This window comes from uncultured Pseudomonas sp. (assembly GCF_913774235.1).
Taxonomy (GTDB): Bacteria; Pseudomonadota; Gammaproteobacteria; order Pseudomonadales; family Pseudomonadaceae; genus Chryseomonas.
This window is the reverse complement of record NZ_CAJYDW010000019.1, coordinates 129562-141613: the sequence shown is the minus strand read 5'-3', so window position 1 is coordinate 141613 and position 12052 is coordinate 129562. Positions and strand designations below refer to the sequence as shown.

Below are 12052 nucleotides of genomic sequence, written 5' to 3'. Positions count from 1 at the left end.
TGTCATGCCGGGCAGTCCGCCTGGCGGACGAACGCCAGGACCTCGGGATGCTCGGCGGGCACCAGTTGCGGGTGGCTCCAATTGCTCACCTCACCAACGCCCAAAACCAACAACCCACCCGGTGCAAGCCGCTGGACCAACTGGTTGAGCAGGTCTCGGCGCAGCCAGCGGCGGAAGTAAATCAGCAGGTTCTGACAAAAAATGACATTGAGCCCCTGCAAGGGGGCCTGGCTCAGTTCCAGCACATTGAGCCGGGCGAAGCAGAGGCGCTCCGCCAGGCGCGGACAGATCTGATAGCTGCCGTCCTCGCGGGAGCGGAAGTAACGCTCGCGCAGGGTCGCCGGTACACCATCCAGCCGCTGCCGGCTGAAGGTGCCCTGGCGCGCCTGGCGCAGGGCTTCGCTGCTGATGTCCGTTCCGGTCAGCGAGAACGTCATGGACTGCCCCTGCCGGGATAAGACTTCGGCGGTGCTGATGGCCATCGAAAAGGCTTCCTCTCCACTGGAACAGCCCAGACTCCACAGGGCCAGGGACTGGCCCGCGGCGGTCTGGACGAACTCACTCACATAGGCTTCCAGCAGGGCGAACGATGGCGGGTGGCGGAAGAAACGCGTCGCCTGGATGGTCAGGCGATCGAGTAGACGAACCCACTCGATCCGCCCGCTGACCCCTTCGCAGACGATCCGGTAGTAGCCTTCGTAGTCCGCAATGGCCAGCTCGCGCATGCGGGCGGCCAACTGGATCTGCAGAAAGCTGCGCTGCCGGTCGTCCAGCACCATCCCCGCGCGTACTTCGAGCAACTGTCGCCAGCGCTCGAAATCCGCATCCGGTAGCTCGGGAGCGCGGCACAACGCCCAACTCGACTCCCTCCCCACGTTTCCCCCTCGCCACGCCTCGGCGTGGCCGATGCGCTCAGCCCTGCGGCTGCTCGTTCGGCAGATTGAAGCCCGATACCGAACGACGCATCTCGCTAGCCAGCTTGGCCAGCTCGCCGATGCTGCGGGCGGTGGCAGTGGTGCCGGCCGAGGTCTGCGAGGTGATCTCCTGGATGACGTTCATGGTGCTGGAGATGTGGCTGGCGGACGAAGACTGCTGCCGTGCGGCGTTGGAAATGTTCTGGATCAGCCCGGCGAGGCTCTGGGATACCTTCTCGATCTCTTCCAGGGCTACCCCGGCGTCCTGGGCCAGCGCGGCCCCGCGCACCACTTCCGAGGTGGTCTGCTCCATGGAGATGACCGCCTCGTTGGTATCGGTCTGGATCGCCTTGACCAGGGCCTCGATCTGCTTGGTGGCACCGGAGGAACGTTCGGCGAGGCGCTGGACCTCGTCGGCGACCACGGCGAAACCACGACCGGCGTCACCGGCCATGGAGGCCTGGATGGCGGCGTTCAGTGCCAGGATGTTGGTCTGGTCGGCGATGTCGTTGATCAGGCCGACGATGTCGCCGATCTCCTGGGACGATTCGCCCAGGCGCTTGATCCGCTTGGAGGTGTCCTGGATCTGCTCGCGAATGCTGTCCATGCCGATGATGGTGTTGTGCACCACCTGGTTGCCCTTGTTGGCGATGGCCACGGAGCGCTCCGCCACCGCGGTGGATTCGGAGGCGTTGGTGGATACCTGGTCGATGGACACGGCCATTTCGTTGATCGCCGCGGAGGCCCCGGCGATTTCCTGGGCCTGATGCTCCGAGGCCTCGGCCAGCACGGTCGCGGTGTGCTGGGACTCCTGAGCCGCGGCGGCCACCTGCAGGGCGGTCTGGTTGATGGTTTCCACCAGTTCGCGCAGCTGGTCGATGGAGTAGTTGATGGAGTCGGCGATGGCGCCGGTGAAATCCTCGGTCACCGTGGCCTGGACGGTCAGGTCACCGTCGGCGAGGTCGGCGATTTCATCCAGCAGGCGCAGAATGGCGGCCTGGTTGCGCTGGTTCTTCTCGTCAGTCTCGGCCAGACGGCGACGGGTGTCGCGCACCAGGATGAAGCCGATGCAGAGAATGGCGGCCAGGGCGATGAACACCAGCAGATAGCTGCCCACGGTGTTGATCTTGCGGCTCTGGGTCAGGGAGGCGTAGCCGGTGCTCAACTCGGAAACGGAGCCGAGCAGGGCCTGGGAACCCGTGTAGATCTGGCCAACCGCGGCGCGGACCTGCAACAGCTCGGGCGAGGTGGCGAGGATCTCGTCGACGTTGCCGGAGACGAATTCGAACAGCTTGTTGGCTTCGTTCAGGCGCCCAACCGCTTCCGGGTCGGTGACCTTGGCGATGCCCATGGAGGCGTTGCCTTCGCGCATGGCCTTGAGCACGCGGCCGAACAGGCTGGCATCGCGCCCGAAACTGTCGGCAGCCTGCACGGCGGCTTCGTCGCCGGTGAGGATCTTGTTGATGGAGCCGAGGATCCGTTCGGCCAGCAGGGCCTGGCGCTGGGCCACCACCACCTGGCTCGCCGGGGCGTTCCGCTCGATCAGGATGTCGACGATCTCCTCGTTCTCGACCTGCAGCTGTGGGATGGTTTCCGCCAGGGCACTGGCCAGCTGGTGCAGCGACAATACCGTCTGCTCGCTGCCCAGCATGGTGTCGACCTGGCTACGCAGGGCGGACCACTGCCCCTCTACGGTATCCATGCGCGGCTTCAGCAGTGCAGGCGAGGGCGGCAGCCCGGTGTTCGGATCGCCATGGTTCAGGATGTTCCAGCGGCGCTCGAATTCGCTGCGGGCCACGCGCAGGTCCTGGAAGGCTTGGGGTTTGCCGGTGGCGGCCTCACTGGCGCTCTTGGCGAGCTGCTGCGAGAGGATACGCAATTCGGTGGCCTGGCCCTGGTACTGGCTGTCGTAGCCGGCCTGAGTGCTCAGGTACGCGAAGTTGGCGAACAGCAGTACGATCGCGACGATCAGTACCACGAACATGCCCGCGACCCACGCGTTGAGTTTCCCTGTATTGAGTTTGTTCATCAGCGGCCCCCGCCTGGACCTTGGTTCCTTTGATTCGATTCCTTGTCGGTCGCCGTACCCTTTCGCTTGAAAGCGGTGCGTATCGACCTACCCCCATCCGTCGGTTATGGCTACTGCCATCCCGCTCCCGCAACCCGTGCAGCGGAGCCTGGGCTCAGGCCGCGACGTCCATGAATTCGGGATGCTCGACCAAGGCACGTGGGCTGCACACCAGCCACGGAACGTCGCGTTGGAAGACGCCTTCCAGAAAGAATTGCAGCCCCGGCGGCACGCTGTCGTCGTGCTCGCGGTAGGCCTCGATGTCGAAATGCTGCATGCCCAGGACTTCGTCAACCGCCAATCCGACGAAGAGGTCGCCATGGTCGACGATCAGGATGCGCCGCTGTTTGCGCAGTGCCTGGATCTTCACGCCGAGAAATTGTCCGAGGTCGGCGATCGGCAGCAGGCGACCGCGCACGTTGGCCACGCCCTTGAGCCAGGGCTTGACCCCAGGCAGCGCGGTGAAGCGCGGCTCCGGCAGGATCTCGCTGACCTCGCCCATGGGGATGACGAAGCGCAGCTCACCCAGTCGGAAGCCGATACCACTCCAGGTCTGCTGGTTTTCCTGTTGCGCCGGCAGACCCGCAGCCCGCTCGCGGCAGCGCAGATCGATCAGGCGCAAGAGTTCGTAGGGCGTGGTAGCGTCGCTCATGAGATTCCCTGCCCACTAGGGCGCTGCCGCAAAAGACGGACGAATTGCGTCAGCCCTGCAAAACACCTGCCAGGGTGCGCAGCAGGGTGTCTTCGTCGATGGGCTTGGTCAGGTAATCCTTGGCGCCCTGGCGTTTGCCCCAGACCTTGTCGGTCTCCTGGTCCTTGGTGGTGACGATGACGACCGGGATATGGCTGGTTTCGGCGTCCTTGGTCAGCTGGCGCGTGGCCTGGAAGCCGTTGAGGCCCGGCATGACGATATCCATCAGGACCGCATCCGGCTTCTCCTGGCGCGCCAGGGCGACGCCATCGGCGCCGTTCTCGGCTTTGAGCACCTGATGCCCGTGCTTCTCGAGCATGGCGGTGAGCTTGTACATCTCGGTCGGAGAGTCGTCGACGATCAGAATTCGAGCCATGAAAATTTCCTACTAGATTGAATCACCCGTCCCAGAACGCTCAGGACGCCTGTTCGAGCGGCGTGAAGCTGGGGACGTGGGTCTTGATCGCACCGATCAGCTCTTCTTTGCTGAAGGGTTTGGTGAGGTACTGGTCGGAGCCGACGATGCGGCCCTTGGCCTTGTCGAACAGACCATCACGCGAAGACAGCATGATGACGGGCGTCGCACGGAAGGCACTGTTGTTCTTGATCAGCGCGCAGGTCTGATACCCATCCAGTCGCGGCATCATGATGTCGACGAAGATGATGTGGGGATGACTATCGGCGATCTTGGCGAGCGCATCGAATCCATCGATGGCGGTAATGACCTCGCAGCCAACTTTCTTGAGCAGGGTCTCGGCGGTACGGCGAATCGTCTTCGAATCGTCGATCACCATGACCTTGAGCCCTTCCGAATACTGTTCCATGTTCAAGCTACCAGCTCATCGTCTGATGAAACGTGAATGATGTCGATCCGGGCCCCTTGGCGGCGCCTCTTTGTAGCACACAATACCGTGACGTACCACGCAGATCCCCTGGCGGCGGACCGCCGGCCCGCCCGCCACGACGATCGCGCAAGCATGGCACTCGGGGCGATCGAAGGGCTATTCTGACGCCTTGCCCACGTAAAACCGAGGTCTAGCGTCAATGAGTATCCGCCTGGGGATCGTCATGGATCCCATCGAACGCATCTCCTATAAGAAGGATAGCTCCCTGGCCATGCTGTGGGCGGCCAAGGCCCGCGGCTGGACACTGCATTACTTCGAGATGCAGGACCTGTACCAGGTCGATGGCGAAGCCCGTGGCCGGGGTCGCCAGCTGGAGGTCTTCCAGGACCCGGAGCGCTGGTTCGCCTTCGGCGAGAGCGTCGACCTGCCGTTGCGCGAGCTGGACGTCATCCTGATGCGCAAGGACCCGCCCTTCGACAACGAATTCGTCTACGCCACCTACCTGCTGGAGCAGGCCGAGCGGGGCGGTACCCTGGTGGTCAATCGCCCGGCGAGCCTGCGCGACTGCAACGAGAAGTTCTTCGCCACCCTCTTCCCCGAGCTGGCGCCGCCGACCCTGGTCAGCCGCCGTGCCGACATCATCCGCGAATTCGCCCGCAGCCATGGCGACGTCATCCTCAAGCCGCTGGATGGCATGGGCGGCAGCTCGGTGTTCCGTCACCGCGAGGGCGATCCCAACCTCTCGGTGATCCTGGAGACCCTCACGGCCCATGGCACCCAGCAGATCATCGCCCAGCGCTACCTGCCGGGCATCAAGGATGGCGACAAGCGCATCCTGATGATCGCTGGCGAGCCGGTGGAATACTGCCTGGCGCGCATTCCCGCCCAGGGCGAGACCCGCGGCAATCTGGCCGCCGGCGGGCGTGGCGTCGCCCAGCCGCTGTCGACGCGGGATCGCGAGATCGCCGAGGCGGTTGGCCCGGAACTGCGCAAGCGCGGCCTGCTGTTCGTGGGCCTGGACGTGATCGGCGAGCATCTCACCGAGATCAACGTCACCAGCCCGACCTGCATCCGCGAGATCGATGCGGCCTACGACACTCGGATCGCCGAGCGGCTGATGGAGGTGATCGCGCAGCACCGCGCAGGCTAAGGCCGTCGTCCATGCCGCCACGCGCGGCATGGACAAGCCCGTACACAATCCGCAGACTGGCGCCAGCCTCAACGCGCCTCTTTCGCCCTTGCCGACCCCGTCCATGCCCAGCACCGCTCCGCACCCCGCCGCCCAGGTTCGCGCTGCCGACCGCCTGGGCTTCACGTTGCTCATGGCAACCCTGCTGCACGTGGTGCTGATCCTGGGCGTCGGCTTCTCCCTGCCCGAGCCGAACCAGATCAGTCGCACCCTGGAGGTGACCCTGGCGAGCTTCAAGAGCGACGAGTCGCCCAAGCAGGCGGACTTCCTCGCCCAGGAGAACCAGCAGGGCAGCGGTACCCTGGACAAGGCAGCGGCGCCGAGCACGCCGGTGCAGGCGCCCTTCCACGACAGCGAGATCCGCGAGGCCGCTCCGCCGGCCCGCAAGCCCGCGGCGGATCGCGCCCAGGCGCCCAAGGCGGCGCTGACCACCCGCGCCAGTCGCCCGACCAAGGCCGAACCCAGCCGCGAGACGCCCGAGCAGGAACAGCGCGACGCCCCCGCGCCGGAGGCCGATAGCCAGGCCGCCGAACTCGCCAGCCTGGAAGCCCAGCTCGCCGAGGAGCGCCAGCAGTACGCCAAGCGGCCGAAGATCTGGCGGATCAACGCCGCCTCGACGCAAAAGGACAAGGGCGCCCGCTACAAGGAAGAATGGCGGCGCAAGATCGAGCGCATCGGCAATCTCAACTATCCCGAGCAGGCCAAGCGCGACCGCCTCTATGGCAGCCTGCGGCTTCTGGTGGCCATCAACAAGGACGGCTCGCTCTACGAGGTGCAGGTGCTGGAATCCTCGGGCCGTCCGGTGCTGGATCAGGCCGCCCTGCGCATCGTCCGCCTGGCGGCACCCTTCGCCCCCTTCAGCGGCGATCTATCCGACATCGACCGGCTGGAGATCATCCGCACCTGGCGTTTCGAGCGTGGCGACCGCCTGTCCAGTCAATAGCCGCGCGCGTCGTTGGACTTGAAGCCGGACCGCGCAACCGGGAAACTTGCCGGTCATGAAGCCGACCTCCAGCACCACCCTACAGCACCAGCTCCTGATCGCCATGCCGCAGATGGACGATCCCCATTTCGCCGAGACGGTGATCTACCTGGTCGACCACGGCCCCGACGGCGCCATGGGCCTGGTGATCAACCGCCCCAACGGCCTGCACCTCGACGATCTGCTCGAACAGCTGCGCCCCGAGGTGCCCGCCACCCTGGAAGACACCCAGATCGCCCTCTATGCCGGCGGTCCGGTGCAGACCGATCGCGGCTTCGTCCTGCACGACGCGGGGCCGGTCTTCCAGAACACCCTGGAACTCGATGACCTGAGCCTGACCACCTCGCCGGACGTGCTGTTCGCCCTCTCCGACGGCAGCGGCCCGGCCCGCCACCTGATCACCCTGGGCTACAGCGGCTGGGGTCCCGGCCAGCTGGAAGAAGAGCTGGCGGCCAACCTCTGGCTCACCACCCCGGCGACCTCCGCGCTGCTGTTCGACACTCCCAGCGAGCAACGCCTGGGCGCCGCCGCCCTGCTCGGGGTCGACCTGCGCCTGCTGTCGCGCCAGGCGGGCCACGCATGAGCACGCCCACGGGCCTCTACCTCGGCTTCGACTACGGCACCCGGCAGATCGGCGTCGCCGTCGGCCAGGCCGTCACCGGCCAGGCCCGCGAGCTGGTCACCCTCAAGGCGCAGAACGGCGTGCCCGACTGGCAGCAGGTCCAGCGGCTGCTGGACGAATGGCGCCCGACCGCCCTGGTGGTCGGGCTGCCGCTGAACATGGACGGCACCCCCAGCGAGATGAGCGAGCGTGCCGAGCGTTTCGCCCGCCGCCTGCACGGCCGCTATGGTCTGCCGGTGCACACCCATGACGAACGCCTCACCACCTATGCCGCCAAGGGCGAACGCCTGCAGGGCGGCCAGCGCGACGGCTATCGCGAGCGCCCGGTGGACGCCCTCGCCGCCGCCCTCCTTCTGGAAGGCTGGCTGACCCAACAACTGGAACGGGCCGCGCGCCCGCAATCGGAGTAGCCATGCACCTGCCCTCTCCCGCCGAGCTGCTGCCGCGGCTGGCCGCCGACCTGCGCCTGTCGCTGGATCGTCGTGGCATCACCGATCCCGGCTTCGTCGGTATCCATACCGGCGGCCTCTGGGTCGCCGAGGCCCTGCTGGCCGAACTCGGCCTGGATACCCCCCTGGGCAGCCTGGACGTGTCCTTCTATCGCGACGACTTCACCCAGAAGGGCCTGCACCCCCAGGTGCGCCCCTCGGCGCTGCCCTTCGAGGTCGATGGCCGGCACCTGGTGCTGGTGGACGATGTGCTGATGAGCGGCCGTACCGTGCGTGCGGCGCTCAACGAACTCTTCGACTATGGCCGTCCGGCCAGTGTGACCCTGGTCTGCCTGCTCGACGTCAATGCCCGCGAATTGCCGATCCAGCCCGACGTGGTGGGGGCCACCCTGAGCCTCGCGCCCACCCAGCGCGTCAAGCTGACCGGCCCCACGCCGCTCGCCCTCGAATACCGCGACGTCCCCGCCGCCTGACCTGGATCCGCCGCCATGACCGACGCCACGCGTTCGCTGCAACTCAACGCCCAGGGCCAATTGCGCCATTTCCTGTCACTCGATGACCTGCCCGCCGAACTCCTGACGGAGCTGCTCGATACCGCCGACTCCTTCCTCGAGGTCGGCGCCCGGGCGGTGAAGAAGGTGCCGCTGCTGCGCGGCAAGACGGTGTGCAACGTCTTCTTCGAGAACTCCACCCGTACCCGCACCACCTTCGAACTGGCGGCCAAGCGGCTGTCGGCGGACGTCATCACCCTCAACGTCTCCACCTCCTCCACCAGCAAGGGCGAGACGCTGTTCGACACTCTGCGCAACCTGGAGGCCATGGCCGCCGACATGTTCGTGGTGCGCCATGCCGATTCCGGCGCCGCCCACTTCATCGCCGAGCACGTCTGCCCCGACGTCGCCATCATCAACGGCGGCGACGGCCGCCATGCTCACCCCACCCAGGGCATGCTGGACATGCTGACCATCCGCCGGCACAAGGGCGACTTCGCCAACCTGTCGGTGGCCATCGTCGGCGACATCCTGCACTCGCGGGTCGCCCGCTCCGACATGCTGGCGCTGCGCACCCTGGGTTGCCGCGACATCCGCGTGATCGCCCCGCGCACCCTGCTGCCGGTCGGTCTCGAGGATCTCTATGGCGTGCGCACCTATACCGACCTGGCCGAGGGCCTGGACGGCGTGGACGTGGTGATCATGCTGCGCCTGCAACGCGAGCGCATGCAGGGCGGCCTGCTGCCCAGCGAAGGCGAGTACTACCGGCTGTTCGGCCTAACTCGCCAGCGGCTGGCACGGGCCAAGCCCGACGCCATCGTCATGCATCCAGGCCCGATCAACCGGGGCGTGGAGATCGAATCCGCGGTCGCCGATGGCGAGCAGTCGGTCATCCTCAACCAGGTCACCTACGGCATCGCGGTCCGCATGGCGGTGCTGTCGATGGCCATGAGCGGGCAGACGGCCCAGCGTCAGCTACAGGAGAATGCCCAGTGAGCCTGAGCATCCGCAATGCCCGGGTGATCGACCCGGCCACCGGCCTCGACCAGGTCGGCGACGTCCATATCGACGAGGGTCGCATTCTCGCCATCGGCGAAGCCCCCGGGGGCTTCACGGCCGCCGAGCAGCTGGACGCCAGCGGCCTGATCCTGGCGCCGGGCCTGGTCGACCTGGACGTCGCCCTGTGCGAGCCGGGCCTGACCCGCAAGGGCAACGTCGCCAGCGAAACCCGCGCCGCTGCCGCCGGTGGCGTGACCAGCCTGTGCTGCCCGCCGACCACTCGCCCGGTGCTGGACACCACCGCGGTGGCCGAACTCATCCTCGACCGCGCGCGTACCGCGGACCATGTCCGCGTCAACCCCATCGGCGCCCTGACCCGCGGGATGGCCGGCGAGCAGCTGTCCGAGCTGATGGCCCTGCGCGATGCCGGCTGCGTGGCCTTCACCAACGGCCTGCAGCGTTTCGAGAATCTGCGGGTACAGCGCCGCGCGCTGGAATATGCGGCCACCTTCGACCTGACCGTGGTCTTCAACGCCCTGGACGCCGACCTGGCCGACGGCGGTCTGGCCCACGAAGGCCCCACCGCCAGCTTCCTGGGTCTCACCGGCATTCCCGAGACCGCCGAAACCATCGCCCTGGCCCGCGACCTGCTGCTGGTGGAGCAGAGCGGCGTGCGCGCCCACTTCGGCCTGCTCACCAGCGCCCGCGCGGTGGAGATGATCGCTGCCGCCCAGGCCCGCGGCCTGCCGGTGACCGCCGACGTGGCCCTCTATCAGCTGCTGCTCACCGACGAGGCGCTGCAGGGCTTCTCCAGCCTCTATCACGTCAAGCCGCCGCTGCGTACCGCGCGCGACCGTGATGCCCTGCGCGCCGGGGTACGGGATGGGGTGATCGGTGCCATCTCCAGTCATCACCAGCCCCAGGAGGCGGATGCCAAGCTGGCACCCTTCGCCGCCACCGAGCCGGGCATCAGCAGCGTCGAACTGCTGTTGCCGCTGGCCCTGACCCTGGTGGCCGACGGCCTGCTGGACCTGCCTACACTACTGGCACGCCTGACCACCGGCCCGGCCGACGCCCTGCGCCTGCCAGTGGGTCGCCTGGCCAAGGGCCAGCCGGCGGACCTGGTGCTGTTCTCCCAGCAAGCCACCGCCCAGGCGGACACCCCCTGGCTGTCGCGCGGGCGCAATTGCCCCTTCCACGGCATGACCTTGCCAGGACGGGTCGAGCGCACCCTGGTGGGCGGCCGCGCGACCTACCATCGCGGGGAGTGAAAGCAAGAAGGGGCTCCACGGAGCCCCTTCTCTTTAGTCCGACCGAACTGGCCTAGCGCACCAGGCGCCGACGATTCTCTTCGGAAATCTGCGAATTGAGCGTCCAGAAGTCGTAAAGCACGCCCAGCAGGAAGAAACCCGCCGTAAAGAAATAAAGAATGGCGGTGACCCATTTCCCCAGATAGAGACGATGCACGCCGAAGAGGCCGAGGAAGGTCAGCAGGATCCAGGCCAGGCTGTAGTTGAGGGAGCCAGACTGGAAGCGTAGGTCCGCCTCGCGATCCATGGACGGGATCAGGAACAGATCGATCAGCCAGCCGATGCCCAGCAGACCCAGGGTACAGAACCAGATGGTGCCGGTGACCGGCTTGCCATAGTAGAAGCGGTGAGCGCCGAGGAAACCGAAGATCCACAGCAGATAGCCCATGACCTTGCTGTGGGTGTCCTGATACTGCATGTCTGCGACCTCGCAAATACTGGGAAAGACGCGCCTTACCTACACCCTTACCTTCACCGTGATTTTATGTCGAAAACTGGATGAATGCCCAGGGAGTCTCACTGGTTGGCGCTCTAGGGACCTCACTTTCCGCTAAAAATTACATAAATTCTTGATGAGAGGTGCACAAAATATCCACAGGGTTGGTATAGAATCCCTCGCTTCGATCTTCAGACACCCCTACGACAATGCGTCTATTCCTCCTGACATGGCTCTCCGCCTGTCTTGTGCTGCCAGTGGCGGCGCAAGCGAAAGAGAACTCTGCAGCGCGCACTGCCGCTCCGGTCCACAAGGTCGCAGCCCGGCATGTTACCGCCGCACCAACCGTCAAGCCCGCAGCCCGTCACGTCACCGCTGCCGACAATCACACCCAGGCGGCCTCCGCGGCTCGCGCCAAGCGCGCAGCGCGGGCGAGCAGCGCCCTGCACCGTAAGCAGGCCACCGCCCAGGCCGCGACGCGCAACGTCGGCGCCCAGGTCGCGACCCGCGCCATGGACCTGGTCGGTACGCCCTACCGCTTCGGTGGTACCAGCCCGAAGAACGGCCTGGACTGCAGCGGCCTGGTGAACTACGTCTATCGTGACGTGCACAACGTCAAGCTGCCGCGCACCTCCCGCGAGCTGGCCCAGCTCAAGGGCCCCAAGGTCGCCCGTAGCGACCTCAAGGCCGGTGACCTGGTGTTCTTCAAGACCGGTCAGCGCAGCGGCATCGACCACGTCGCCATCTACCTGGGCAACGACCGTTTCGTCCATGCCCCGCGCAGTGGCGAGAGCGTTCGCGTCGATCACCTGAGCAAGCCGTACTGGACCAAGCGTTTCGCTTCCGCCAAGCGCGTCCTGCCGCAGCCCACTACCCTGGCCGCCGAAGCCGACCCCGTCGTCGACAAGCCGCGCGCCAAGCGTACCCGCAAGTCCTGATCCCTCCCCTCGCTCCGCCGGGCCGCTACCGCCCGGCGGAGTGTCGCTCCACTCGGCGCCGCCCGGCGCAAAGCCATTGAACGACGCTCCGCTTCCTGGATACTGTATGCAATCACAG

General features: G+C 66.3%; 14 protein-coding genes. 8 read left to right on the top strand and 6 right to left on the bottom strand.

The features are described 5' to 3' along the window. Window positions 1-2: 2 nt before the first annotated feature. From QZ471_RS21240 to pilG, 5 genes are all read right to left on the bottom strand, one after another. Window positions 3-851: a protein-glutamate O-methyltransferase CheR gene (locus tag QZ471_RS21240; protein WP_295467557.1), complete on the bottom strand. Its 849-nt coding sequence runs from the start codon at window positions 849-851 to the stop codon at window positions 3-5. A gap of 61 nt (window positions 852-912) precedes the next feature. Continuing rightward, window positions 913-2943: a methyl-accepting chemotaxis protein gene (locus QZ471_RS21235; RefSeq protein ID WP_295467555.1), complete on the bottom strand. Its 2031-nt coding sequence runs from the start codon at window positions 2941-2943 to the stop codon at window positions 913-915. A 154-nt stretch (window positions 2944-3097) separates the two neighbouring features. Then, complete coding sequence (locus QZ471_RS21230; protein ID WP_295467553.1) at window positions 3098-3634, bottom strand: chemotaxis protein CheW; 537 nt, start codon at window positions 3632-3634, stop codon at window positions 3098-3100. Between the two features lie 49 nt (window positions 3635-3683). After that, the gene (gene pilH, locus QZ471_RS21225; protein ID WP_007161680.1) at window positions 3684-4049 is read right to left on the bottom strand and encodes a twitching motility response regulator PilH; all 366 of its coding nucleotides are present in this window, start codon (window positions 4047-4049) and stop codon (window positions 3684-3686) included. Between the two features lie 40 nt (window positions 4050-4089). Then, complete coding sequence (pilG, locus tag QZ471_RS21220; protein WP_007161679.1) at window positions 4090-4497, bottom strand: twitching motility response regulator PilG; 408 nt, start codon at window positions 4495-4497, stop codon at window positions 4090-4092. 220 nt (window positions 4498-4717) lie between these two features. Here pilG and gshB point away from each other — a divergent pair, with 220 nt between their 5' ends. From gshB to QZ471_RS21185, 7 genes are all read left to right on the top strand, one after another. Next, complete coding sequence (gshB, locus tag QZ471_RS21215; protein ID WP_295467549.1) at window positions 4718-5668, top strand: glutathione synthase; 951 nt, start codon at window positions 4718-4720, stop codon at window positions 5666-5668. A gap of 103 nt (window positions 5669-5771) precedes the next feature. Further along, window positions 5772-6650, top strand: a complete 879-nt coding sequence (locus QZ471_RS21210) for an energy transducer TonB (protein WP_295468299.1) — start codon at window positions 5772-5774, stop codon at window positions 6648-6650. 55 nt (window positions 6651-6705) lie between these two features. Then, window positions 6706-7272, top strand: coding sequence for a YqgE/AlgH family protein (locus tag QZ471_RS21205; protein ID WP_295467547.1), 567 nt, complete (start codon window positions 6706-6708; stop codon window positions 7270-7272). Beyond that, entirely contained in the window at window positions 7269-7721 is a 453-nt protein-coding gene (gene ruvX, locus QZ471_RS21200) for a Holliday junction resolvase RuvX (RefSeq protein ID WP_295467545.1), read from the top strand. Before QZ471_RS21205 ends, ruvX begins: the two co-directional genes overlap by 4 nt. A gap of 2 nt (window positions 7722-7723) precedes the next feature. Next, a complete protein-coding gene (gene pyrR, locus QZ471_RS21195; protein WP_295467543.1) occupies window positions 7724-8233 on the top strand; it encodes a bifunctional pyr operon transcriptional regulator/uracil phosphoribosyltransferase PyrR in 510 nt (169 codons plus the stop codon). A 15-nt stretch (window positions 8234-8248) separates the two neighbouring features. Next, a complete protein-coding gene (locus tag QZ471_RS21190) occupies window positions 8249-9247 on the top strand; it encodes an aspartate carbamoyltransferase catalytic subunit (RefSeq protein WP_295467541.1) in 999 nt (332 codons plus the stop codon). After that, a complete protein-coding gene (locus QZ471_RS21185; protein WP_295467539.1) occupies window positions 9244-10521 on the top strand; it encodes a dihydroorotase in 1278 nt (425 codons plus the stop codon). Before QZ471_RS21190 ends, QZ471_RS21185 begins: the two co-directional genes overlap by 4 nt. Window positions 10522-10573: 52 nt before the next feature. Here the strand turns inward: QZ471_RS21185 and QZ471_RS21180 are convergent, their stop codons facing one another. Next, complete coding sequence (locus tag QZ471_RS21180; RefSeq protein WP_059229797.1) at window positions 10574-10978, bottom strand: TM2 domain-containing protein; 405 nt, start codon at window positions 10976-10978, stop codon at window positions 10574-10576. A gap of 227 nt (window positions 10979-11205) precedes the next feature. Here QZ471_RS21180 and QZ471_RS21175 point away from each other — a divergent pair, with 227 nt between their 5' ends. Beyond that, the gene (locus tag QZ471_RS21175; protein WP_295467536.1) at window positions 11206-11934 is read left to right on the top strand and encodes a C40 family peptidase; all 729 of its coding nucleotides are present in this window, start codon (window positions 11206-11208) and stop codon (window positions 11932-11934) included. Window positions 11935-12052: the final 118 nt, after the last annotated feature.